Genomic DNA, 25,381 nt, shown 5'->3' with positions numbered 1-25,381 from the left:
TCGGGTAGTAAACCAGACATGGGCGCTGGTGTCCTACCCGATGACGTTCGTCGCCTGTCAGTCGGCGGCGGGGGATGGCGGGACTTGTTCGCTGAGCTTGTCGGCCAGGCGCACGAAGGCGGCAAGGTCGAGCTGCTCTGGGCGAAGGCTGCCGTCAACGCCGGCTGCGGTGATTTCGTCGTTGCTCAGCAGCAACTTGAGGGTGTTGCGCAGGGTCTTGCGACGCTGGTTGAAGGCTTCGCGCACCACACGTTCCAGCAGCTTGTGATCCTTGGCCGGGTGCGGCAGCACCGCGTGAGGCACCAGGCGCACGATGGCCGAATCGACTTTCGGTGGCGGGTTGAAAGCGCCCGGGCCAACGTTGAACAGATGTTCGACCCGGCAGTGATACTGAACCATGATCGACAGGCGACCCCAGTCACCGCCACCAGGACCTGCCGCCATGCGCTCGACCACTTCTTTTTGCAGCATGAAGTGCATGTCGCGAATCAGGCTGGCGTTATGCAGCAAGTGAAAAATCAGCGGCGTCGAGATGTTGTACGGCAGGTTGCCGACGACACGAAGGCTGCCCGGTGCTGCATTCAGGCTATTGAAGTCGAACTTCAGCGCGTCGCCCTGATGCAGGTTGAAGTTGCTCTTGCCGGCGAACTGCTGGTTGAGGATCGGGATCAGGTCCTTGTCCAGTTCCACCACGTCCAGCTGCGCGCCGCTGCCCAGCAGGCCTTGGGTCAACGCACCCTGGCCTGGGCCGATTTCCAGCAGGCGGTCTTCAGGCTTGGCGTGGATGGAGCGCAGGATGCGGTCGATAACGCCGGCATCGTGCAGGAAGTTCTGGCCGAAACGCTTGCGCGCCCGGTGTTGGTAATGCTCGGTCATATACGGGTCTCGGCCATCTGGTAGGCGGTTTCCAGGGCGACTTGCAGGCTGCCGGTGTCGATGTTGCCGCTGCCGGCCAGATCCAGGGCGGTGCCGTGGTCGACTGACGTGCGGATGATCGGCAAGCCCAGGGTCACGTTGACTGCCGCGCCGAAGCCTTTGTATTTCAGCACAGGCAGGCCCTGGTCGTGGTACATCGCCAGCACCGCGTCGCAGTGCTCCAGATATTTGGGGGTAAACAGAGTGTCGGCGGGCAGGGGGCCGCGAAGGTCCATGCCCTCGCCGCGCAGGCGCTCTAATGTAGGTTCGATGATGTCGATTTCTTCATGGCCCAGGTGACCGCCTTCACCGGCGTGCGGGTTTAACCCGCAAACCAGGATGCGTGGCCGGGCGATGCCGAATTTTTGTTGCAGGTCTGTGTGCAGAATCCGTGTGACCCGTTCCAGACGCTCCGGCGTGATTGCATCGGCAATCTCGCGAAGGGGCAGGTGAGTGGTCACCAGTGCCACGCGCAAGCCGCGGGTGGCAAGCATCATCACCACTTGTGCGGTGTGGGTCAGGTCAGCGAGAAATTCGGTGTGCCCGGAGAAGGCAATCCCGGATTCATTGATCACGCCCTTGTGCACAGGGGCAGTGATCATGCCGGCGAAGTGCCCGTCGAGGCAGCCTTGGCCCGCACGGGTCAGGGTTTCCAGAACGAAAGCCGCGTTGGCCTTGTCCAGTTGCCCGGCGCTGACCGGTGCATTGAGCGGGGTGTCCCAGACATACAGGCTGTTGGCGGGTGCCGGTACATCCGGCCAGCTGTCCGGCGTTACCGGCAGCAAATCGACAACCACACCCAGCTGCGCGGCCCGCTCAAGGAGCAGGTCGCGGCTGGTAATGGCAATCAGAGGGTGTGGCTGGGCTTGCGAGGCGAGCAGCAGGCACAGATCGGGACCTATGCCGGCCGGTTCGCCGGGTGTCAGCGCGAAACGCTTGGGTTTCACTGCGCTGCCTGGTCTGCACCAGGGAGTTTGATCTCTACGTACGCTTCGTCACGAATCTGACGCAGCCAGGTTTGCAGCTCTTCGTCGTATTTGCGGTTACGCAGTACGGTCATCGCTTGCTGCTCACGGGCCTGGTTAGTGCTGTCGGTGGCGCGACGGCCAAGGACTTCCAGAACGTGCCAGCCGTATTGGGTCTGGAACGGCTTGGACAGCTGACCTTGCGGGGTCTTGGCCATCACTTCGCGGAACTCAGGTACCAATGCATTCGGATCGATCCAGTTCAGGTCGCCACCGTTGAGGGCGGAACCCGGATCTTCCGAGAAGCTTTTCGCCAGTTCGCCGAAATCTTCGCCCGCTTCGATCCGGGTGTAGAGCGACTCAGCCAAGGCCTTGGTCTTTGCTTCGTCACGGATCGGGCTTGGCTTGACCAGGATATGACGCACATGCACTTCGTCACGCGTCTGGGTCTCACCGCCACGCTTGTCGAGGATCTTCAGGATGATGAAGCCCCCCGGCGTACGCATCGGCTGGGTAATGTCGCCAACGGTCATGGTGCTCAGCATGCGATCAAATGGAGGTGGCAATTGAGCGGCTTTACGCCAGCCCATGTCGCCGCCTTCCAGTGCGGTTTCGCTGGCGGATTTGGCGATTGCCAACTGACCGAAGTCAGCGCCTTGCTTGAGTTGCTGGTAGACCGCGTCCGCTTGCTTGGCAGCATTCTGAATCGCATCGGAATTGGCGCTTTCCGGTGTAGGAATCAGGATGTTGGCCAGGCGGAACTCTTCGGACAACTGCATTTTGCCAAGGTCGGAAGCCAGGAAGTTCTTCACTTCCTGCTCGGAAACCTGGATGCGTTCGGCCACACGACGCTGGCGCACGCGGCTGATGATCATTTCGCGGCGAATCTGCTCCCGGGCGTCCTCGTAAGAGAGGCCGTCGCGAGTCAGGGCGGCGCGGAACTGATCAATCGACATGTTATTGCGCTGGGCAATGGTGCCGACAGCCTGGTTCAGTTCTTCATCGGTAATGCGGATGCCGGATCGCTCGCCGATCTGCAATTGCAGGTTTTCGACGATCAGGCGCTCAAGTACTTGCTGATCCAGCACGCCGGCCGGCGGCACCGCTGAACCGCGTTTGGCGATGGTTTGCTGAACTTCATGAACGCGCTGGTCCAGTTGGCTCTGCATGACCACGTCGTTGTCGACGATGGCCACCACTTTATCGATGGACTGTACCGCGGCGTTAGCCGCGGTACCCAGGAACAGCGCGCCCAGCACTAGCGGGCGCAGACAATCAGAAAGCTTGGTCTTCACGTTCACGATAACCTTGGATGCCTTTGTCGAGGAAGCTCTCTACTTTGGCGCCGGTGAGGCCGCCGAGACCTTTCAGAACGATTTGTAGGAAGACGCCGTGGTCGCCTTTTTCGTTTTCCGGGGCGTTCTGACTGAATTCGTCATACGAAACCCAGTAACGATTGATCAGGCGCAGTTTCCAGCAACAGTTGTCGTACTCGAAACCACCGAAGGCTTCCAGGGTACGGTTGCGGTTGTAGTCATACTGCCAGCGACTGATGACGTTCCATTGCGGCACGACCGGCCAGATCACCGAGAAGTCGTGCTGTTGGATTTTGTAGTAGTCCTTCACGTAGCCAGGTTGGCCCGGGGTGCCGTAGTCACCGCCGCCCACCGACCATTTACCGGTGTTCTGGTCGTAACGAACCTGGTCATTGCGATAGCGGTAACCGGCGTTGATGACCTTGTTCGGATTGTCTTCAGGCTGGTAGTGGAACATCGCGCTGCCCGAGCGAGGGCTGCGGCTGTCCGGGTCCCAGTTGTAATCGGCGGTGGTGCGCCAATCGCGGTTCCAGCGATATTCGTATTCCAATGCATACGGCGAAACATTGGCGTGTGCATCGTCGCGTGTTTTTGCATCGATACCTGGCAACTGGACTTCGCGGTCCTTGAAGTACAAAGCCTGGCCGACACTGATGCGCTGACGCTCAAAACCGTTGTCTTCGATCCAGCGGTTGGTCACACCCAACGACAGCTTGTTTTCGTCGCCGACACGGTCGGCACCCGAGAAACGGTTGTCACGGAACAGCGACGCATAGTTGAAGGTGTATTCGGCAGTGTCGAACACAGGGATATCTTCCTGGTTTTCCTCAGGTACGTAGAGGTAGAACAGGCGCGGTTCCAGGGTTTGACGATAGTTCTTGCCAAACCATGTGGTGTTGCGATCGAAGTACAGGCCGCTGTCGATGCTGGCGATTGGTACGCCACGGCTCTGGTTGGTGCCGAAGGTACCGTTGAGGCGGTCACCTTCCGCTCCCTGATTGGCAATGTTAGTTTTACCCTTGCCGTCCAGATCCAGTTGGTACTGCGTGTACTGGTACTTCAAGGATGGCTTCAGGAAACCATAGCTGGCATTCATCGGATAGCTGACAACCGGGGCGACGTTCAGGCGATCACCGTTTGCGCGGGCTAACCCGAAAACGTTTGTGTCCAAGCGTGGAGACTCATTGCCATCTTCATCTGTGAAGGTGCCGTCTTTCAGGTCGCGATCAAATCGTACGATTTCAGTGTTGTAACTGAAATCCAGTCCGCCCGGGTGATACGGCAGAGCGCCATCGAAGGTGATCTGCGGCAAACGGTTGTAAGGCGTAATGTTCGACACCGTCGCCAACTGATAGGCCTGGGCATTGAGTCGAGCCGTGTAGCTATCTCCACGGTACGTAACGGAGCCCTGCTGGTTAACGTAGTCAGCGCTTTTCACACCAATCTGGTCAGTCTGCAGATCCTGGAAGTAATACGGATCGCTGATCTTGGTGTAATCGACCTGTGTGAGAACACGCGAATCCAGACCACCCTTGTGCTGCCAGTTATACATGTAGCGGTTTTTCTGGTAGTCGGTCTGCTTGCTGCGATCGGTGTCTTCGTCGTTGAGGTACGCGGCACCGAACTGACCTTCGCTGGACGGGGTCAGGTAGCGGAATTCGCCTTCCATCAGCAAGCCATGCTTGCTCATGTAACGCGGGTACAACGTGGCATCGTAGTTCGGCGCCAGGTTGAAGTAATACGGTGTGACCAGCATGAAGCCGGTATCGCTGCCCGTGCCGATAGTCGGCGGCAGGAAGCCGGACTGGCGACGGTCATCGATCGGGAAATAGATGTACGGCGTGTACAGGACTGGAATGTCCTTGACCCGCAGAGTCACGTTGGTTGCGGTACCGAAACCGGTCGCCGGGTTCAAGGTGATGTTGTTGCCCTTGAGCTGCCAGGCGTTGCTGTTCGGTTCGCACGTGGTGTACGTACCGTCCTTGAGGCGGATGATCGCGTTTTCGGCACGTTTGGCGTACAGCGCGTTACCGCGGATACGCGACTTGTGCATCACGTATTCGGCGTTATCGACCTTGGCTTCACCGGTATCGAGCTGCACGTCGGCGTGGTCGCCCACGATCAGCGCGCCGTTGTCGCGAATGCGCACGTTACCGCTCAGTTCACCACGGCTCTCGGCCTGGTAAAGGTTCGCTTCGTCGGCTTCGACCTGCATGCTGCCCTGGCGCATGACGACGTCGCCGGCCAGGGTCGCGACTTGCTCTTCCTGCTTATAGCGGGAGGCCTTCGCGCCGATAAAGGTCGGGGCATCACTTTTATCCGTCTTGTCATTCATGCCAGGACGAATCGGTTCGATATAGGAACCAGAGCAGTAAGGACCGGTCTCTGCCAGTTGCGCCGCCGTGAGGTTCTCGCGCGGAACCCAGTCGAGGTGACTGTAGTCTGCACTACGCGACTTCAGGCCGCGGCCTTTGGACTCGGTAACCAGCACAGGCTTGGCGCCGGTGTCTTCGCTGGTGCCACTCTCGGTTGCAGCTTCGCCAGTGGCGGAAACTGCGCTGCCGTCATGGACGGGACGCGGTGGCAATGCCGCCGCTGGCGCTTTTGGCGCACAGTCCCAGGCACCCGAAGCAGAGACTGAGCAGTCATACTGTTCCGCGGCGACCACGAATGAGGTGGCTAGGGGTTGCAGGGCCAGCAGACTGCCGGTAACCAACAACGGAAATTTTTTACGAAACGCGGGGGATTTCAATGCCATCTTATTAGTCCGGGCTTCCTGCGTGCCATCTGCCCGCGGTGTGGGCCGCACGCCTCTCGATGGTCTGAAAAAGATGCTGGATAATAAAGCATGACCCGCTTGACGGCTAGCGCCGTCGGAGACCCTTGCAATGCCTGACCAAGATGTACGTTTGCAACACCTGAAAGTTTGGCTCGATGAGCAGTTGGCAACCCTCTTTGCAGAACAGGGATGGGGCGTCGTACCCCCGGCCACATTGATCGCGGCCAGCAGCGACGCGAGTTTTCGACGCTATTTCCGCTGGGAAGGCGAGGGCAGAAGTTTCGTCGTAATGGACGCGCCACCGCCCCAGGAAAACTGCAAACCCTTCGTGGATATCGCTTTTTTGCTGGCGAAATCCGGAATAAATGTGCCGAAAATTTATGCCGAAGACCTCGAGCGCGGTTTTCTTTTGCTCAATGACCTGGGCAACAAGACTTACCTCGACGTGATCGACAGCGAAAATGCCGACGATTTGTTCAAGGATGCCCTGCAAGCACTGCTGGCTTTTCAGCAATTGCCGATGGTCGCGCCGTTGCCAAGTTATGACGTGGCATTACTGCGCCGCGAACTGGAACTGTTCCCCGAGTGGTACGTGAAACGTGAGCTGGGCATCGAATTCGACTCGGCGCAGCAAATGCTCTGGCAGAACGTGACCGAGCTGCTGATCGACAGCGCCCTGGCCCAACCCAAAGTGCTGGTGCACCGCGACTACATGCCACGCAACCTGATGCTCAGCGAGCCGAACCCTGGCGTGCTGGATTTCCAGGATGCGGTCTATGGCCCTGTGACCTATGACGTGACCTGCCTGTTCAAGGACGCCTTCCTCAGTTGGCCCGAGGAACGTGTGCGTATCTGGCTGGAAGATTACTGGCAGCAAGCAGGCGCGCTCGGTATTCCCGTGCAACCCGACTTTGAAGATTTCCTGCGGGCCAGCGACTTGATGGGCGTGCAGCGCCACCTGAAAGTGATCGGCATCTTCGCCCGCATCTGCCACCGCGACGGCAAACCGCGCTATCTGGCCGATGTGCCGCGCTTCTTTGCCTATATAGACGCGGTGATCGCCCGCCGTCCTGAACTGGCTGAGCTGGATGTGTTGCTGCTGAGTCTGCGTGCTGGAGCCTCTGAATGAAGGCAATGATTCTGGCCGCGGGAAAAGGCGAGCGCATGCGCCCGCTGACGCTGACCACACCCAAGCCGCTGGTTCGTGCCGGCGGCGTTCCTCTGATCGAGTACCACTTGAAAGCCCTGGCGATCGCCGGGTTTACCGAGATCGTCATCAATCACGCCTGGCTCGGTCAGCAGATCGAAAGTTACCTGGGTGACGGTTCGCAATACGGCTTGCGTATCCAGTACTCGCCGGAAGGTGAGCCACTGGAAACCGGCGGCGGCATCTTCCGCGCATTGCCCTTGCTGGGCGATGACGCGTTCCTGGTGGTCAACGGTGACATCTGGACCGACTACGACTTCAGTGTGCTGCATCAACCTATCGCCGGGTTGGCGCACCTGGTGCTGGCGGACAACCCGCCCCATCACCCGACCGGCGATTTCACGCTGGTCGACGGGCAAGTGCGTGACGGTCAGCCAGACACCGACACCTTGACCTACAGCGGCATTGCCGTGTTGCATCCGCAATTGTTCGACGGTTGCTCGGCCGGCGCCTTCAAACTGGCACCGCTGCTGCGCAAAGCCATGGCTGATGGACAGGTCACCGGTGAACGCCTGAACGGACACTGGGTGGATGTCGGCACGCACGAACGCCTGGCTGAAGTTGAAACCCTGATAGAAGCGAGACGCTGACATGCTGTGGCCAGGGACTCTGATTGGAGCCGGAGCGGGCTTTGCCATAGCCAGCATTCCGGGGGCCATGCTCGGCGCTTTGTTGGGACAGGCGCTGGATCGGCGTTTGCACCTGCAGAGCTGGGGGCATTTGCGGGAAAAGCTCGGCGGTCGTCCGATGCTGCGCAACGATGAACTGTTGTTCGTGTTGCTGGGACGACTGGCCAAGAGCGATGGACGAGTGGTTGAAGGCCACATCCAGCAGGCCCGCCAGGAAATGCGCTCGCTGGAGATGACCGAGTCGGCGCAGCGTCGTGCCATTGCCGCGTTCAATCGTGGCAAGTCGGGCAATGACCGCTTGCGCGGATATCTACGGCGCTTGAGTGCCCAGCCTCATGCTGCCGAAGGCGTGTTGCGCGCCTGTTGGCGGATGGTCTGGGCCGATGGGCGAGCGGGGAACAATGAGCGCGAACTGCTGGCCCAGTGGGGCAAGTGGCTGGGCTGGACGCCGCAACAAGTACTGGCGCTGGCGGCCGACTACGATCAGCACAAGCGACCGCAGGTCAGCAGCACCCTGACGTATCAGGATGCCTTGCGGCTGTTGGGGGTGTCGGCGACCAGCGAGCCGGCGCAGATCAAGCGTGCCTATCGACGCCTGCTCAGTCGCCATCACCCGGACAAGATTGCCGGCAGCGGTGCGACGGCGTTGCAGGTGCGTGAGGCGACTGACAAGACTCGCGAACTGCATACGGCTTATACGTTGATTCGTGAGCGGCGGGATTTTCGGTAGCAGACACTCAAGCGTTGACTGTGAGGCCGCCATCGCGAGCAGGCTCACTCCCACATTAGATTTCCAGTGAACACAAAATTTGTGTTCGACCGAGATCAACTGTGGGAGCGAGCTTGCTCGCGATGGGGGCGACGCGGTCTGTCAGTCCGCCGCCTTCTGCGGATTCAACAAACCACGCACCCGCCGCACGAGTTGCTCTTGCTCGGCCTTTGCATCACCGGGCAGCGCCTTGAGCGACACCTGGCTGAACGCCGAAGTCTTCAAGCGCTTGCTGGCCTGCATCCGTGCCAGCGCTGCGTTGCGATCCAGCGGCTTGTCCATATAGAAGATGTCCGCCGTCGGCAGCTTCAGTGTCGGCGTCAGTTCAACCAGCTCGGGCTTCGCCGCGGCAGGTGTCTGTGCCGCGACCATCACAAATTTCTCCACTTGCGACGGCTGCTTTTCGCTCAGATAACGCGCGGCCCAATAAGCACCGGTGCCATGGCCCAATACCACGATGCTGCGAGCGCTTTGCTGTTCGGCATAGGCAATAGCCGCATCAATGCGAGCAAAGATGCGCTCGGCATTGGCTTTGGCTTGCTCCTCGGTGGTTTCGGCGATGGCCTTGTCGGCAACTTCCGCTTCACCACCGGCCGCTTGCTCGATGGGAGCTGCCGTGGTCGAGTCCTTGCTACCGGTTTCGGGCGCCTTGAGCGTTGGTGGCATTTCCATGACGCGTGGTGCGATGGCATCGCTTTGCACGTCCGGCAAGGTGATACTCAGGCTGCTCCACTTGGCGTCGGGCAATTTGTTGCGCAACGGGCCGATTGCTTGCGGCCAGTCAACGGTTTCGCCAGCGCCCGGGATGATAATCACCGCACCTTTGGGCTCGGCGGTATTGGCCGGTTTCCACAACGCAAGAAAGGTGTCGGCGCCGGCTTGCAGTTGTTGCTGTTCCTGCGCAGGGATTTGTCGCTCGAGTGCTTTCGCTTCTTCCTGACTACGCTCAAGCAGTGGCTGGCGTTCGACCGGTTTTTCTTCTGCGGGTTTTTCCGCGGCAGCAGGCGCAGGGTCGGCCGCCTCGACGGAAAAGGCGCAAGGCAGGATCAGCGACAGGCACAATGCTGGCAATGCCAGGCGGTAGACAGGGGGCATCGGATATTCCAGGCCAGAAGTTATTCCGGCAGCCTAATGGGTTGGTCAGTATTTGTCAGTGTGTGAGACTTCGATGATGCGTTTTCGCTGCCTGTGGGTTATCGGCTGTTTGTGGTTTCCCTTGATGAGTTGGGCGGCTTCCGCGCCACCGGCGCACGTCGCGGCCTTGTCGCCCCAGCAACAACAGTGGTTGGCCGCGCACGGCGAGTTGCGCGTGGGGCTGGTGTTGCAGGCGCCTTACGCGCAATACGATCGCCGCTTGCAGCGCTTGTCCGGGGTCAACGTCGAGTTGATGAAATGGCTGGCCAAGGCCCTCAAGGTCGAACTGAGCTGGCGTAATTTCCCCGACCTCGCGCAACTGGAAGCCGCCGCGCGCGAGGGTGAAATCGACATTGCCCCCGGGCTGACTCAAACCCCCGCCGGCCTGCGGTTCTGGCAGTTCTCTGACCCCTACATGCGAGTGCCGCAACTGGTGGTCAGCGATCAGAAAAGCGCTGGTGTGGTGGAGCTGGAGAAACTCGACAGCCAGACCCGCGTCGCCGTGCGCATGCCCAGCGCGACGGCCGATTACCTTCGCGGCAACTATCCCCATCTGAACCTGCAAGGCGTACCGATCGAGCGCCAGGCGTTGCAGCTGTTGCTGAGCCAGCAGGCTGGTTACGCCGTGGTCGATGAAGCGCAGTTGGGACGTTTATCCGTGGAGCCTGAGTTCTCCGGACTGGTCGTGGTGGGCGATATCGGTCTGCCGCAATTGCTGCGAGTCGCCACGCGACGGGACCAGGCGGAACTGGCCGGCATCGTCGAAAGCGCGCTGCGGGCGATCCCGGCCAAAGACCTTGAACAACTGCACAACCAATGGCTGCAACCCAAGTACCCGCGTCTGACCGAATCCCGGGGATTCTGGCAAAACCTCTGCCTGCTGATGGCGGTATTGATGCTGAGCAGCATGGCCATCGTGTTCTGGCAGCGCCGCCAGCAGCACAGTCTGGAGCAGCGTCTATTGGCGGCGCGCGAGGACATTGCCCTGCGCGAGGCCAGTGAAGAGGCGTTGCGCCTGACGCAGTTCTCCATCGATCAAAGCACCGTCGGCATCCTCTGGGTCAACTGGGACAGTCACGTGCGCTATGCCAACCGCGCCGCTGAAACCATGCTCGGCTATCCGTCCGGTGCAATCATTGATCGGCCATTGATCGACTTCGAGCCGGGCTTGCACATGGACCGCTGGTTAAACCTGTGGAAGCGCGCCCGGGCCAGCGAAGAGGGGCCGCAAAGTTTCGAAACCAACTGTGTTCGAGCCGATGGCAGCATCCTGCCGACCGATGTCTCGTTGAGCTTCATGCGCTTTCGCGGTGGTGAATACCTGGTGGTCTACCTCAACGACGTCACCGAACGTCGTCGCGCCCTCGCGGCGTTGCAGGAAAGCGAAGCGCGGTTGCAGGGGATTGCCGCCAACGTTCCGGGATTGGTCTTTCGCCTGGAACGGGCGCCGGTGACGGGGCAAATCGACTTTGCCTACATCAGTGAAGGCAGTGAGAGTCTGGTGGGCTACTCGCCGGCGACCCTGGCCCATCGCGACAAAGGCCTGCGCAGCCTGGTGCATCCGGACGACAAGGCCAGCTATCACCAGACTCAGGACCATGCGCTGGACACCGACAGCGACTGGTCATGGCAGGGGCGGATTCTCACGCGTTCGGGCGAGCAACGCTGGGCCGAGATCAAGGCCATCACCCGTCGGCTCGAAGACGGCGCGTATGTCTGGGACGGGATTGTCTGGGACATCAGCGAGAGCAAGCGCATCGAACTGGAACTGGCCAGCTCCCGCGAGCAACTGCGTGAGTTATCCGCTCACCTGGAGAGCGTGCGGGAAGAGGAAAAAGCCCGCATTGCCCGGGAAGTTCACGACGAGTTGGGTCAGATGTTGACCGTGCTCAAGCTGGAAACCTCCATGTGCGAATTGGCCTATGCCCAACTCGACCCGGGGCTGAATGAGCGCTTGAACAGCATGAAACGCTTGATTGCGCAGCTGTTCCAGCTGGTGCGCGATGTGGCGACGGCGTTGCGGCCACCGATTCTCGATGCCGGGATCGCGTCCGCCATCGAGTGGCAAGCCCGGCGATTCGAGGCGCGCACGCAGATTCCGTGTCTGGTGCAGGTGCCGGAGAATCTGCCGGTGCTCAGTGACGCCAAGGCCATTGGGCTGTTCCGGATTCTTCAGGAAGCGCTGACCAATGTCATGCGCCATGCCCAGGCGCATACTGTTGAACTGACGTTGACGCTGGAAGGCGACGAGTTGTGTCTGACCGTCAGCGATGATGGCGTAGGATTTGTTCCTGCCACCGGCAGGGCGACGTCCTTCGGGGTGGTCGGCATGCGTGAGCGGGTGTTGATCATGGGCGGGCGGTTGTCGCTGGAGAGTGAGCCGGGGGAGGGCACGACGTTGAGTGTGCGAGTGCCCGTGAATGAGGCCTGAAGTATTTGTGGTGTCTGTACTGACGCTTCGCGAGCAGGCTCGCCCCTACAGGGATAGTGTGAACAACGCAAAACCCTGTGGGAGCGTGGCTTGCCCGCGAATGATCTTGGCTCTGAAACAAGAAAAATGGAGAAGACTGTGATCCGTGTACTGGTAGCCGAAGACCACACCATCGTCCGTGAAGGCATCAAGCAGTTGATTGGCCTGGCCAAGGACTTGCTGGTGGTGGGGGAGGCGAGCAATGGCGAGCAGTTGCTCGAGACCCTGCGGCATGTTCCCTGCGAAGTGGTATTGCTGGACATCTCCATGCCGGGCGTCAATGGCCTGGAAGCGATCCCGCGGATTCGTGCGCTGAACAATCCTCCGGCCATTCTGGTGCTGTCGATGCACGACGAAGCGCAAATGGCGGCGCGGGCGCTGAAGGTCGGCGCTGCGGGTTACGCGACCAAGGACAGCGATCCCGCACTGCTGCTGACGGCGATCCGCAAAGTCGCGGCGGGCGGTCGTTACATCGACCCGGACCTGGCCGATCGCATGGTTTTCGAAGTCGGCCTGACCGATTCGCGGCCGTTGCATTCGTTGCTGTCGGAGCGTGAGTTCTCGGTGTTCGAACGCCTGGCCCAGGGCGCCAACGTCAACGACATCGCGCAGCAACTGGCCCTGAGCAGCAAAACCATCAGCACCCACAAGGCGCGGCTGATGCAGAAACTCAACATCACCTCCCTGGCGGAACTGGTGAAATATGCGATGGAGCACAAGCTTCTCTAAAGCCCACCACCGTCCCAATGTGGGAGCGAGCCTGCTCGCGATAGCGGCGTGTCAGTCGGCATAGCTTTGCCTGATTCACCGCTATCGCGAGCAGGCTCGCTCCCACAGGGATCTCGTCGTCATATCCGTTTGCGACACCCTGAAAAGCTACTTTTGCCAGTTCTTGCGGCTTGTAGCTTCAGGCTAGCCACCGCCCCTATCCATCCCCGCCATCCGTGTAGGGCAATCCCTACCCCCAACCTTCCATCCCGCTGAGGCGATTCTCTCCTGCGCCCCGATTTGCGCGCTCCCAACCGTCCACTAGGCTTACTCCACAGCAGTCATCAACAAAAAAGGTGTGGGTATGAGCCAGGTCGATTCAAACGCAGGGGCCAGTGACATTCTGGTCAGCTTTCGTGGAGTGCAAAAAAGCTACGACGGCGAGAACCTGATCGTCAAAGACCTCAACCTGGAAATTCGCAAAGGCGAGTTCCTCACCTTGCTCGGGCCGTCCGGCTCCGGCAAGACCACCAGCCTGATGATGCTCGCCGGTTTCGAAACGCCGACTGCCGGCGAAATCCTACTGGCCGGGCGCTCCATCAACAACGTGCCGCCGCACAAGCGCGACATTGGCATGGTGTTCCAGAACTACGCGTTGTTTCCGCACATGACCGTCGCCGAGAACCTGGCGTTTCCGCTGACCGTGCGCGGTTTGAACAAGAGCGACGTCAGTGACAAGGTCAAAAAAGTCCTGAGCATGGTTCAGCTCGACGCCTTCGCCCAGCGCTACCCGGCGCAACTGTCCGGCGGCCAGCAACAGCGTGTGGCCCTGGCCCGCGCCTTGGTGTTCGAACCGCAACTGGTGCTGATGGACGAACCCCTCGGCGCATTGGACAAACAACTGCGCGAACACATGCAGATGGAAATCAAACACCTGCACCAGCGCCTCGGCGTGACCGTGGTCTACGTGACTCACGACCAGGGCGAAGCCCTGACCATGTCCGACCGTGTGGCGGTGTTCCATCAGGGCGAGATCCAGCAGATCGCTGCGCCGCGCACCCTCTATGAAGAGCCGAAAAACACCTTCGTCGCCAATTTCATCGGCGAGAACAACCGTCTCAACGGCCGCTTGCACAGCCAGACCGGCGATCGTTGCATCGTCGAACTCGGTCGCGGTGAAAAGGTTGAAGCCCTGGCGGTCAATGTCGGCAAGACCGGCGAACCGGTCACGCTGTCGATTCGTCCGGAACGCGTAAGCCTCAACGGCTCCAGCGAATCCTGCGTCAACCGCTTCTCAGGGCGGGTGGCGGAATTCATCTATCTGGGCGACCACGTCCGGGTTCGCCTGGAAGTCTGCGGCAAGACCGACTTCTTCGTGAAACAACCGATTGCCGAGCTCGATCCCGCGCTCGCCGTCGGCGATGTGGTACCGCTTGGCTGGCAGGTCGAACACGTTCGCGCGCTCGACCCACTTCTAGAGGCGCATTGATCGCCCCGGCTACACCAACACCAACCCTGCACGTGGAGAGAACAATAAATGTTGAGATCCCTGAAATTCACCGCTTTGGTCATGGGCATGATCGGTGCGGCACACGCGATGGCGGCGGGCCCGGATTTGACCGTGGTGTCCTTTGGCGGGGCGAACAAGGCCGCGCAGGCCAAAGCGTTCTATGCACCGTGGGAAGCGGCTGGCAACGGCAAGATCGTGGCAGGCGAATACAACGGTGAGATGGCCAAGGTCAAAGCCATGGTCGACACCAAGAGCGTGTCCTGGGACCTGGTGGAAGTTGAATCGCCAGAACTGTCTCGCGGTTGCGACGAAGACATGTTCGAGCAACTTGACCCTGCGCTGTTCGGCAAATCCGAAGATTACGTCAAGGGCGCGATTCAGCCTTGTGGCGTAGGTTTCTTCGTGTGGTCGACCGTGTTGGCCTACAACGCCGACAAACTGGTCTCCGCACCGACCAGCTGGGTAGATTTCTGGGACACCAAGAAATTCCCGGGCAAGCGCGGCCTGCGTAAAGGCGCCAAGTACACCCTGGAATTCGCACTGATGGCCGACGGCGTTGCGCCGAAAGACGTCTATAAAGTGCTGGCCGGCAAAGATGGCCAGGATCGCGCATTCAAGAAACTCGATGAGCTCAAGCCAAGCATTCAGTGGTGGGAAGCCGGCGCACAACCGCCGCAATACCTCGCGTCCGGTGACGTGGTCATGAGCTCGGCCTACAACGGCCGGATCGCCGCCGTGCAGAAAGAAAGCAACCTGAAAGTCGTGTGGAACGGCGGTATCTACGACTTCGACGCATGGGCGATTCCGAAAGGTCTGGACGCCAAGCGCGCCGAAGCGGCGAAGAAGTTCATCGCGTTCTCGGTGGCTCCGCAGCAGCAGAAGACTTACTCGGAAAACATTGCTTACGGCCCAGCCAACATTCAGGCCGTCCCGTTGTTGTCCAAGGATGTCCTGAAAGACATGCCGACCACCCCGGAAAACATCGCCAACCAGGTGCAGATCGACGTCAGCTTCTGGGCTGACAACGGCGAGCAACTGGAACAGCGCTTCAATTCCTGGGCTGCGAAGTAACCAGAGGGCTCGCCCTCTTGTGAGGGCGAGCTTTTGTGGCGAGGGAGCTTGCTCCCGCTTGAGTGCGCAGCACTCACAAAATTGGAAGTTGTCAGCAGAATTTTGGGGCCGCTTCGCAGCCCAGCGCGAGCAAGCTCGCTCGCCACAAAAGCTCGTTCCCACTTCAACGATTGATCAAAGATTTCCGGAGTACGCCATGGCCACCGCCATTCCCCTGAACGCGGGCACTGACCCCACCTTGAAGCAGCGGCTCAAGCACGCCGAGCGGATCAACCGCTGGAAGGCCCAGGCATTGATCGCGCCGTTGGTGCTGTTTCTGTTGCTGGTGTTCCTGGTGCCGATCGTGGCGCTGCTCTACAAAAGCGTTGGTAACCCGGAAGTGGTCGGCGGCATGCCGCGCACCGTGGCGGCCATCGCCAGTTGGGACGGCCGCGGCCTGCCCGCTGAACCGGTTTACAAGGCGGCCAGCGAAGACCTCGCTGAAGCGCGCAAAAATCAGACCCTGGGCGACCTGTCCAAGCGCTTGAACATGGAGTTGGCCGGCTACCGCAGCCTGCTGACCAAAACCGCCCGCGCCTTGCCGTTCGCCACCGAACCGGCCTCTTATAAAGAAGCGCTGGAGGGCCTCGACGAGCGTTGGGGTGACCCGGCCTATTGGCAAGCGGTGCGCCGCAACACCAGCAGTATTACGCCGTACTACCTGCTGGCGTCCGTCGATCATCGCATCGACGACCTCGGCGAAATCGCCCCGGCCACTCCTGACCAGGCGATCTACCTCGACATCTTCGCCCGCACGTTCTGGATGGGCCTGATCATCACCGTGATCTGCCTGGTGCTGGCTTATCCGTTGGCCTACCTGCTGGCGAACCTGCCATCACGCCAAAGCAACCTGCTGATGATTCTGGTGCTGCTTCCGTTCTGGACCTCGATCCTGGTGCGGGTTGCCGCGTGGATCGTGTTGCTGCAATCGGGCGGGCTGATCAACAGCGGCCTGATGGCGATGGGCATCATCGATAAGCCGCTGGAGCTGGTGTTCAACCGTACCGGGGTTTACATCTCGATGGTGCACATCCTGCTGCCGTTCATGATCCTGCCGATCTACAGCGTGATGAAAGGCATCTCCCCGACCTACATGCGTGCCGCGATCTCCCTCGGCTGCCACCCGTTCGCCAGTTTCTGGCGGGTTTATTTCCCGCAGACTTATGCCGGTGTCGGCGCCGGTTGCCTGTTGGTGTTCATCCTCGCGATCGGCTACTACATCACCCCGGCGTTGCTGGGCAGCCCGAACGATCAGATGGTCAGTTACTTCGTCGCCTTCTACACCAACACCAGCATCAACTGGGGCATGGCGACCGCACTCGGTGGGCTGCTGCTGTTGGCGACCGTGGTGCTTTATCTGATTTACAGCTGGCTGGTGGGCGCCAGTCGCCTGCGCCTGAGCTAAGGGGAGAATGAAATGCTGAGTCCTTATATGTCGCCCATCGAACGGGCGTGGTTTTACAGCTTGCGGATTCTCTGCGGCCTGATTCTGTTGTTCCTGATTCTGCCAGTGCTGGTGATCATTCCGCTGTCGTTCAACTCGGGCAGTTTCCTGGTGTATCCGCTGCAAGGCTTCTCGCTGCACTGGTATCAGGACTTCTTCGCCTCGGCGGAATGGATGCGGGCATTGAAGAACAGCATCATCGTTGCCCCGGCGGCGACGGTACTGGCAATGATCTTCGGGACGCTGGCGGCGATCGGCCTGACGCGGGGCGATTTCCCGGGCAAGGCGCTGGTGATGGCGCTGGTGATTTCGCCGATGGTAGTGCCGGTGGTGATCATCGGTGTGGCGAGCTACCTGTTCTTTGCGCCGCTGGGCCTGGGTAACAGCTTCTTCTCGCTGATCGTGGTGCATGCGGTGTTGGGTGTGCCGTTTGTGATCATTACTGTGTCGGCGACCTTGCAGGGGTTCAACCATAACCTGGTGCGTGCCGCTGCCAGTCTGGGTGCTTCGCCGCTGACGGCGTTCCGCCGGGTGACGCTGCCGCTGATTGCGCCGGGTGTGATCTCCGGCGCGCTGTTTGCTTTCGCGACGTCGTTCGATGAAGTGGTGGTGACGCTGTTCCTCGCCGGCCCGGAACAAGCGACCTTGCCTCGGCAGATGTTCAGCGGTATCCGCGAAAACCTCAGCCCGACGATTGCTGCTGCGGCGACCCTGCTGATTGCCTTCTCGGTGATCCTGTTGCTGACCCTGGAATGGCTGCGCGGCCGCAGCGAAAAACTGCGTACCGCCCAGGTCTAAGCCCAAACACCATCCCCTGTGGGAGCGAGCCTGCTCGCGATGACGGACTGACATTCAATTATTGATGTCGACTGATACTCCGCTATCGCGAGCAGGCTCGCTCCCGCAGGGATTCAGGGTGTTTTCGGGATGTTGGGTCATTCATGGCCTGAATAGCAGACAAACCCCAATCCCCAGCTACTATTGTGCCCAGCTCCCCTATTTATAAGAGGCTGCGCACGATGAGTCTTTCCTCTTTCAAAATCGCTCACAAACTGATCACCGGCGCAGGTGCCATCGAGCAACTGGCCGCCGAACTCACCCGCCTGGATGTCGACAACCCGCTGATCGTCACCGACGCTGCCCTGGTCAAGTCCGGCACGGTCGAGCTGGCGCTCGCGCAGTTGGGCGATCGATCCTACGAGATTTTCGACCGTGTGCTGCCAGACCCGGAAATCGCCATCGTCGAGGACTGCATGCGGGTATACCGCGAGGGCGGGCATGACGGTCTGATCGGACTCGGCGGCGGCAGCGCCATCGACATCGCCAAAAGCGTCGCGGCCTACGCCGGTTATCACGGTGCGCTGGAGGATTTGTTCGGCGTCGATCAGGTGCCACGCAAAGGCCCACCGCTGATTGCCATCCCGACGACGGCCGGCACCGGCTCGGAGGTGACCAACGTCGCCATCCTCTCTGACAAGGTCGCGCAACTGAAGAAGGGCATTGTCAGCGACTATCTATTGCCGGACGTGGCGTTGGTCAGTCCGCAAATGACTCTGACCTGCCCGCGCAGTGTCACCGCCGCCAGTGGCGTTGATGCGCTGGTGCATGCCATCGAATCCTACTTGTCGATCAACGCATCGCCGATCACCGATGCCCTGGCCATTGGCGCCATCAAGCTGATCGCCAAAGCGCTGCCCAAGGCTTACGCCAACCCATCCAACCTGCAAGCCCGCGAAGACATGGCCACCGCCAGCCTGATGGCCGGCATGGCCTTCGGTAATGCCGGAGTCGGCGCGGTGCATGCGCTGGCGTATCCGCTGGGCGGGCGTTTCAACATTGCCCATGGCGTCAGCAACGCCTTGCTGCTGCCGTATGTCATGACCTGGAACAAGATGGCCTGCGTGGAGCGCATGCAGGATATTGCCGAGGCCATGGGGGTGAAGACCGCTCACCTGAGCGCCAATGAAGCGGCGGACAAAGCCGTGGAGGCGATGACCGAGTTGTGCGCCGCGGTAGAAATTCCGCCAGGCCTGCGCAGTTTCGGTGTTCCCGAGGACGCGATCCCGGCCATGGCCGTGGAAGCCGCGGGGATCGAGCGCTTGATGCGCAACAATCCACGCAAGTTGAGCGCCATCGATATCGAGAAGATCTACCGAGCGGCGTACTAGAGCCTGCGCTCACTTTAATGATTGATGGCAGGCCCAATCATCGCGGTCACAGTGCGCGCGTCAAAGCATGAGGTATACAATGCGCGCCATCGTGATTCTGCTCAAAAAAGGTGCGTCATGCAGCCCTTCGTCATTGCTCCGTCGATTCTCTCCGCCGACTTCGCCCGCCTGGGTGAAGAAGTGGACAACGTCCTGGCCGCCGGCGCCGACTTCGTGCACTTCGATGTCATGGACAACCACTATGTGCCGAACCTGACCATCGGCCCGATGGTGTGCGCCGCGCTGCGCAAGTACGGCGTGACCGCGCCGATCGACGCTCACCTGATGGTCAGCCCGGTAGACCGCATCGTCGGTGACTTCATCGAGGCTGGTGCGACCTACATCACGTTCCACCCGGAAGCCTCGCAGCACGTCGATCGTTCCCTGCAACTGATCCGCGAAGGCGGCTGCAAGTCGGGCCTGGTGTTTAACCCGGCAACGCCGCTGGACGTGCTCAAGTACGTGATGGACAAGGTCGACATGATCTTGCTGATGAGCGTCAACCCGGGTTTCGGCGGGCAGAAGTTCATCCCCGGCACCCTCGACAAGCTGCGTGAAGCGCGCGCGCTGATCGATGCCTCCGGCCGTGACATCCGCCTGGAAATCGACGGCGGCGTCAACGTGAACAACATTCGTGAAATCGCAGCGGCTGGCGCCGACACCTTCGTCGCCGGTTCGGCGATCTTCAATGCACCGAACTACCAAGAGGTGATTGAAAAGATGCGTTCCGAACTGGCGTTGGCTCGTCCATGAGTGGCTTTGAGCAGCTGTTCCCGGGGCGTCTGCCGCGGCTGGTGATGTTCGATCTGGATGGCACGCTGATCGATTCGGTCCCCGACCTCGCCCTGGCTGTGGATAACATGCTGCTCAAACTCGGGCGTCAACCGGCCGGCCTCGAGTCGGTGCGCGAGTGGGTCGGCAACGGCGCACCGGTGCTGGTTCGCCGTGCGCTGGCCGGTGGCATCGACCATTCGACGGTCGACGACGGTGAAGCCGAGGGCGCACTGGCGATTTTCATGGAGGCTTATAGCGAGAGCCATGACTTGACCGTGGTCTATCCAGGCGTGCGTGACACCCTCAAATGGCTGCACAAGCAGGGTGTCGAGATGGCACTGATCACCAACAAGCCGGAGCGCTTCGTCGCGCCGCTGCTGGATCAGATGAAAATCGGCCGTTACTTCAAGTGGATTATCGGCGGCGACACCCTGCCGCAGAAAAAGCCTGATCCGGCCGCGCTGTTTTTCGTGATGAAAATGGCCAATATTCCGGCCTCGCAATCGCTGTTTGTCGGCGATTCGCGCAGCGACGTGCTGGCGGCGAAAGCGGCGGGGGTCAAGTGCGTGGCCCTCAGCTATGGCTACAACCATGGCCGGCCTATTTCGGAAGAGTCGCCGACGCTGGTGATCGACGATCTGCGCAAGCTAATTCCCGGTTGCCTGGATCCAGCCGCTGAGATAACGTTGCCCGACGTAGCTCAACCCCCTTCTGGAAACGCCATCGTGGTGGTCACTCGCAAACTCTGGATGAAAGTCATCAAGGCCCTGGCCCGCTGGCGTTGGCGCGCCTGACTTGATTCTGGCCGGCTTTCCGGCGCGTTTGCATACCTGACTGTTAGCACCTCAAGCCACGAGGCTACCCCATGATCCGCGAAGAATTCCTGCGTTTGGCCGCTGCCGGCTATAACCGTATCCCGTTGGCCTGCGAAACCCTGGCCGACTTCGATACCCCGCTGTCGATCTACCTGAAACTGGCCGACGAGCCGAACTCCTACCTGCTGGAATCGGTGCAAGGCGGGGAGAAGTGGGGCCGTTATTCGATCATCGGCCTGCCGTGCCGCACCGTGCTGCGGGTTCACGATCATCAGGTGAGCGTGACCCACGACGGCGTCGAGATCGAAAGCCACGAGGTCGAAGATCCTCTGGCCTTTGTCGAAACCTTCAAAGCCCGCTACAACGTGCCGACCATCCCTGGCCTGCCGCGCTTCAATGGCGGTCTGGTGGGTTATTTCGGTTACGACTGCGTGCGCTATGTGGAGAAGCGTCTGGGCAAGTGCCCGAACCCGGATCCGCTGGGCGTGCCGGACATTCTGCTGATGGTCTCCGACGCCGTGGTGGTGTTCGACAACCTCGCCGGCAAGATGCACGCGATTGTGCTGGCTGACCCCTCAAAGGAAGATGCCTTCGAGCAAGGTCAGGCCCGTCTGGAAGAGCTGCTGGAAAAACTCCGTCAGCCGATCACCCCGCGCCGTGGCCTGGATTTCAGCAAGCAACAGTCGGCTGATCCGGTATTCCGCTCGAGCTTCACCCAGGATGATTACGAAAAAGCCGTCGACACTATCAAGGAATACATCCTGGCCGGTGACTGCATGCAGGTCGTGCCGTCCCAGCGCATGTCGATCGACTTCAAGGCGGCGCCGATCGATCTGTACCGGGCGCTGCGTTGCTTCAATCCGACGCCTTACATGTACTTCTTCAACTTCGGCGACTTCCACGTCGTCGGCAGTTCGCCGGAAGTGCTGGTGCGGGTCGAAGACAACCTGATCACCGTGCGCCCGATTGCCGGCACTCGCCCACGCGGGGCCAACGAAGAGGCGGACCTGGCGCTGGAAAAAGACCTGCTGTCGGACGACAAGGAAATCGCTGAGCACTTGATGCTGATTGACCTGGGCCGTAACGACACCGGTCGGGTGTCGGAGATCGGTTCGGTGAAACTCACCGAGAAAATGGTCATCGAGCGTTATTCCAACGTGATGCACATCGTGTCCAACGTTACCGGCCAATTGAAGGCTGGACTGACGGCGATGGACGCACTGCGGGCGATTCTGCCAGCGGGTACGTTGTCGGGCGCACCGAAGATTCGCGCGATGGAAATCATCGACGAACTGGAGCCGGTCAAGCGTGGCGTCTACGGCGGGGCAGTGGGCTACTTTGCCTGGAACGGCAACATGGACACCGCGATTGCGATCCGCACCGCAGTGATCAAGAACGGTGAACTGCACGTGCAGGCCGGTGGCGGCATCGTCGCCGACTCGGTGCCGGCGCTGGAATGGGAAGAAACCCTGAACAAACGCCGTGCGATGTTCCGCGCCGTGGCCCTGGCCGAGCAAACCCCGGACGCCTGAGTTCACACAAAACCTGGAGCGAGCCTTTGTGGCGAGGGAGCTTGCTCCCGTTGGCCTGCGAAGCAGGCCCAATCGACGACTGCTTCGCAGTCGAGCGCGAGCAAGCTCGCTCGCCACAATAAGTGTTCAGCATAAAAAAAACGCGGCACCTGTGAGGGCGCCGCGTTTTTTTTGCCTGATGTTTAGAAGTCCAGCGCAACGCCTACGTTAATGCCTTGCTGGGTAAAGTCGTCATCCTTGCGAATGTCATAACTCGCCCGCAATGCCAGATCCTTGGTGAGGTTGTGGCTCACGCCTAGGTTCAAGCGGTTCAGGTGGGATTGCGGTGTGTAGCCAGCCAGGGAGTAACTGTTGTTCGGCAGGCTGTTGAGGTTCATCGTCACATCCTGGGTATCGTCGTTGTACTCGCGCTCGTGAGCCAGTTCGCCGAACACCTGGGTCTGCGAAGTGATCTGGTACTTGCCCTGGATGCCGAGACCAAGACGCCGGGAGATGCGCGACTGATCATCGAAGGTCAACGCGGTGGAGTCGGCACCGTCTTCCGAATAACCGTCGACTTCGACTTTGGCGAAATCAGCACTCACGAACGGCGACAGGTGCCACGGGCTGCTGGCCTCTGGCGCGATGTCATACCCCAGGCGGCCACTGATAGCGACCAGGTAACCGTCGGTGTCGCCTTTCTCTGCGCGTTCGTTGACCCCCAACTGGAATTTGCGTTTGAGGCTGTCGTAGTCCAGATGCCCGGCGGTCACTGCCGCGTCACCCCACCAACGGTTTTGCTGGTACTGGGCGAATGCCGTACCCATGTAGGTGTTGAGCTTGTAATCCGAGTCGTGATCGCCTGCTTCGAGCTTCTGATTGTAGAAGCCCGTCGCCAAACCTACACGCCATGCGTCATTGAGCCGGTAGCTGCCGCCGATATTCAGGTTGGCGCCGTTGCCGTCAGCACTGGCGCCACTGCGCTGGCTATCGAAATCCTGGTGTTGGCCGCCGCCGGCGACAATCGCCCGCCATTGACCCACGCCTTGCCAGTTTTCCCAATCAGCCAGCCACTGGTTGCGCAACTCATCCTGATGAGAACGCAAAGTCCCTTGGGCCATTTGTGGCAACAGGGTAGCTTCCCATGGCGCGGCCAGCAGCGAGTAGGCGTAATCGGCAATCAGGCGTTGCCCGGCTTCGGTCGGGTGCACCGAGTCGTTGTAGATAAGTTTGGTTGGGTCCGGCGTCGCACTGTTGATGCCGTAACGGGCGTTTTCCGTACAGCTGCTGCCGCTGAAGCAGGTGGCGCTTAGGTTCTGATCGGTGGCCAGGCCGAACTGCCCCGGGTTGGCAAACGTCTCCTTAAGGAGAACCGGGATGTTCAGCGGAATGACGTTGGCATTGACGTTCTGCAGCTGGCTCACCAGTTCAGTGTTGAACTGGGTGCTGAGTTGGGAGGTGAACGCTTGCAGTGGTGTGCCGTTGAAGGCCGGGGTGAAGCCGATGTCTGGCAGCAACCAGACCATGATGTAGCGGGCACCGGCCTGTTGAAGGGTTTGCACGCTGCTGACCAGGCGATCGGCGGCGGCGCTGGCCTGAGGCAGGCTGGTCACGCGACCTTGCAGGAAGTCGTTACCACCGCCCGACAGGTAATACAGCGCGTTCGGGTCGGCGCGGAAATTGTTCGACGGCAGATAGCCTGCGCGGGTGCGATCGCCCGTGGCGGAGGTGCTGGTGATCGAATCGAGAATCTGGTCGGTGCGATAACCGCCGACGGCCCAGTTGTTGCCATCGGGCTGGCCATTGTTGGCGCGTACCGCCGAGGAAGATGAGGCGGTCTGATCCGCCGAGAAGCCTAGTTTTCCGCCAAGAATCTGTGTGGAGTTGAGCGAGCGGACTTCGCCGCTGCCATCCAGGTAAACCGGCCCCGTCCGGTTGGTAAAGCGCTGGGTCGAACCGGCAGGCCCGCCCGTGTCGGCAAAGGTCCCGGCATCGTTGAGACTGTCACCGAAGACGACGAAATTGGAGTAAGGATTAGGCGCGGCGATCGCCTGGGCGCAGGCCATGGCGAGCAAGCATCCTGCGAGCGGTACAAACAACGTCTGTTTGATCATGAGCAAGTCCGTTTATTTATTGTTGTAGTGAACGAAACGACAGTACCAAAAACTTCCGGCCTTTTGCCATCGGTCGCGAACCGTTCAATTGTTTCGCGGCCAGTCACGCCGGCTATATTGCACGCTCTGCCCAGCTAAGTTACTGTGCCGAGACGTATGAATGAGACCTTCCCCGTGTTGATCATCAGCAAACTTCTGGATCAAGTCATCAAGGCACACGCCCGCTGGCGTTGGCGCGCCTGAATTCTTTTGCCGGCCCCGCCGGACCTGTACCGATTTGCCTTCTTCACCCGTATGACATACCGCTTTGCCGGCGCACCCGGCGACTGACAAAGCGCAGGACGTTGCGGGTAATCATTCGAAGGCTGTACTTAAAGTCAGTGAATTCAAGAGGTTCCAACCGCCATGTTGCTGATGATCGATAACTACGACTCTTTTACCTACAACGTTGTGCAATACCTCGGTGAGCTCGGCTCCCAGGTCAAAGTCGTGCGCAACGATGAGCTCACCGTTGCCGAAATCGAAGCGCTCAACCCTGAGCGTATCGTCGTGTCCCCCGGCCCTTGCACCCCGACCGAAGCCGGAGTCTCGATCGATGTGATCAAGCATTTCGCCGGCAAACTGCCCATTCTTGGTGTCTGCCTCGGTCACCAATCCATCGGTCAGGCCTTTGGCGGTGATGTGGTCCGCGCCCGGCAGGTCATGCACGGTAAGACTAGCCCGGTATTCCACGAGGACAAGGGCGTATTCGAAGGCCTGAATCGTCCGCTGACGGTGACGCGTTATCACTCGCTGATCGTCAAGCGCGAAACCCTGCCCGATTGCCTGGAGCTGACCGCCTGGACCCAGCTCGAAGACGGCTCGGTCGACGAAATCATGGGCCTGCGCCACAAGACATTGAACATCGAGGGTGTGCAGTTCCACCCCGAGTCTATTCTCACCGAGCAGGGCCACGAGCTGTTCGCTAACTTCCTCAAACAAACCGGCGGCACGCGCTAAGGACT

At 60.2% G+C, this 25,381-nt stretch carries 20 protein-coding genes; 14 read left to right on the top strand and 6 right to left on the bottom strand.

The window, feature by feature from the left end:
- Positions 1-57: 57 nt before the first annotated feature.
- Genes rsmA through ACA053_RS26510 form a run of 4 tightly spaced genes read right to left on the bottom strand, consistent with a single transcriptional unit; the run spans position 58 to position 5,954 of the window.
- Complete coding sequence (gene rsmA / locus ACA053_RS26525) at positions 58-876, bottom strand: 16S rRNA (adenine(1518)-N(6)/adenine(1519)-N(6))-dimethyltransferase RsmA (RefSeq protein WP_109635321.1); 819 nt, start codon at positions 874-876, stop codon at positions 58-60.
- The gene (gene pdxA, locus ACA053_RS26520; RefSeq protein WP_497394035.1) at positions 873-1,862 is read right to left on the bottom strand and encodes a 4-hydroxythreonine-4-phosphate dehydrogenase PdxA; all 990 of its coding nucleotides are present in this window, start codon (positions 1,860-1,862) and stop codon (positions 873-875) included. Before pdxA ends, rsmA begins: the two co-directional genes overlap by 4 nt.
- The gene (gene surA / locus ACA053_RS26515; protein WP_109635318.1) at positions 1,859-3,175 is read right to left on the bottom strand and encodes a peptidylprolyl isomerase SurA; all 1,317 of its coding nucleotides are present in this window, start codon (positions 3,173-3,175) and stop codon (positions 1,859-1,861) included. The genes pdxA and surA overlap by 4 nt, the downstream gene beginning before the upstream one ends.
- Positions 3,156-5,954, bottom strand: a complete 2,799-nt coding sequence (locus ACA053_RS26510; protein ID WP_497394034.1) for an LPS-assembly protein LptD — start codon at positions 5,952-5,954, stop codon at positions 3,156-3,158. Before ACA053_RS26510 ends, surA begins: the two co-directional genes overlap by 20 nt.
- A gap of 130 nt (positions 5,955-6,084) precedes the next feature.
- On the opposite strand from ACA053_RS26510, the gene ACA053_RS26505 reads away from it, so the two are divergent.
- The 3 genes from ACA053_RS26505 to ACA053_RS26495 are packed head-to-tail and all read left to right on the top strand — an operon-like array spanning position 6,085 to position 8,541.
- Positions 6,085-7,104: an aminoglycoside phosphotransferase family protein gene (locus ACA053_RS26505; RefSeq protein WP_497394033.1), complete on the top strand. Its 1,020-nt coding sequence runs from the start codon at positions 6,085-6,087 to the stop codon at positions 7,102-7,104.
- Positions 7,101-7,772, top strand: coding sequence for an N-acetylmuramate alpha-1-phosphate uridylyltransferase MurU (murU, locus tag ACA053_RS26500; RefSeq protein WP_497314064.1), 672 nt, complete (start codon positions 7,101-7,103; stop codon positions 7,770-7,772). The genes ACA053_RS26505 and murU overlap by 4 nt, the downstream gene beginning before the upstream one ends.
- A 1-nt stretch (position 7,773) precedes the next feature.
- A complete protein-coding gene (locus tag ACA053_RS26495; protein WP_109635310.1) occupies positions 7,774-8,541 on the top strand; it encodes a TerB family tellurite resistance protein in 768 nt (255 codons plus the stop codon).
- A 141-nt stretch (positions 8,542-8,682) separates the two neighbouring features.
- Here the strand turns inward: ACA053_RS26495 and ACA053_RS26490 are convergent, their stop codons facing one another.
- Positions 8,683-9,675 (bottom strand): alpha/beta hydrolase family protein, encoded by a 993-nt coding sequence (locus ACA053_RS26490; protein ID WP_497394032.1) that lies wholly within the window; start codon positions 9,673-9,675, stop codon positions 8,683-8,685.
- Positions 9,676-9,748: 73 nt separating this feature from the next.
- On the opposite strand from ACA053_RS26490, the gene ACA053_RS26485 reads away from it, so the two are divergent.
- The 10 genes from ACA053_RS26485 to trpE all read left to right on the top strand — a co-directional run bounded on the left by ACA053_RS26485 (position 9,749) and on the right by trpE (position 22,284).
- Positions 9,749-12,145, top strand: coding sequence for a PAS domain-containing sensor histidine kinase (locus ACA053_RS26485; RefSeq protein WP_497394031.1), 2,397 nt, complete (start codon positions 9,749-9,751; stop codon positions 12,143-12,145).
- A gap of 138 nt (positions 12,146-12,283) precedes the next feature.
- Positions 12,284-12,913, top strand: coding sequence for a response regulator (locus tag ACA053_RS26480; protein WP_003210977.1), 630 nt, complete (start codon positions 12,284-12,286; stop codon positions 12,911-12,913).
- Positions 12,914-13,256: 343 nt separating this feature from the next.
- Positions 13,257-14,381, top strand: a complete 1,125-nt coding sequence (locus ACA053_RS26475; RefSeq protein ID WP_109635305.1) for an ABC transporter ATP-binding protein — start codon at positions 13,257-13,259, stop codon at positions 14,379-14,381.
- Between the two features lie 48 nt (positions 14,382-14,429).
- Positions 14,430-15,473 carry an ABC transporter substrate-binding protein gene (locus ACA053_RS26470; protein WP_497394030.1) on the top strand — a complete coding sequence of 348 codons (1,044 nt, stop codon included), beginning with the start codon at positions 14,430-14,432 and terminating at the stop codon, positions 15,471-15,473.
- Positions 15,474-15,669: 196 nt separating this feature from the next.
- Positions 15,670-16,917: an ABC transporter permease gene (locus tag ACA053_RS26465; protein ID WP_497314057.1), complete on the top strand. Its 1,248-nt coding sequence runs from the start codon at positions 15,670-15,672 to the stop codon at positions 16,915-16,917.
- Positions 16,918-16,929: 12 nt separating this feature from the next.
- Entirely contained in the window at positions 16,930-17,754 is an 825-nt protein-coding gene (locus ACA053_RS26460; protein WP_403107452.1) for an ABC transporter permease, read from the top strand.
- Positions 17,755-17,975: 221 nt separating this feature from the next.
- Positions 17,976-19,124, top strand: a complete 1,149-nt coding sequence (locus ACA053_RS26455; RefSeq protein WP_497394029.1) for an iron-containing alcohol dehydrogenase — start codon at positions 17,976-17,978, stop codon at positions 19,122-19,124.
- Positions 19,125-19,241: 117 nt separating this feature from the next.
- The gene (gene rpe, locus ACA053_RS26450; protein ID WP_008027088.1) at positions 19,242-19,916 is read left to right on the top strand and encodes a ribulose-phosphate 3-epimerase; all 675 of its coding nucleotides are present in this window, start codon (positions 19,242-19,244) and stop codon (positions 19,914-19,916) included.
- The gene (locus ACA053_RS26445; protein WP_497314054.1) at positions 19,913-20,731 is read left to right on the top strand and encodes a phosphoglycolate phosphatase; all 819 of its coding nucleotides are present in this window, start codon (positions 19,913-19,915) and stop codon (positions 20,729-20,731) included. Before rpe ends, ACA053_RS26445 begins: the two co-directional genes overlap by 4 nt.
- A 71-nt stretch (positions 20,732-20,802) precedes the next feature.
- Complete coding sequence (gene trpE, locus ACA053_RS26440) at positions 20,803-22,284, top strand: anthranilate synthase component I (protein WP_497314052.1); 1,482 nt, start codon at positions 20,803-20,805, stop codon at positions 22,282-22,284.
- 182 nt (positions 22,285-22,466) lie between these two features.
- Here trpE and estP read toward each other — a convergent pair whose 3' ends face one another.
- Complete coding sequence (gene estP / locus ACA053_RS26435; protein WP_497394028.1) at positions 22,467-24,377, bottom strand: esterase EstP; 1,911 nt, start codon at positions 24,375-24,377, stop codon at positions 22,467-22,469.
- Between the two features lie 405 nt (positions 24,378-24,782).
- Here estP and ACA053_RS26430 point away from each other — a divergent pair, with 405 nt between their 5' ends.
- Positions 24,783-25,376, top strand: coding sequence for an aminodeoxychorismate/anthranilate synthase component II (locus tag ACA053_RS26430; RefSeq protein ID WP_109635289.1), 594 nt, complete (start codon positions 24,783-24,785; stop codon positions 25,374-25,376).
- Positions 25,377-25,381 lie beyond the last annotated feature (5 nt).

It is taken from the genome of Pseudomonas sp. LBUM1672 (assembly GCF_059695655.1).
The sequence above is the reverse complement of the archived record's forward strand: the minus strand, read 5'-3'. Positions and strand labels throughout refer to the sequence as shown.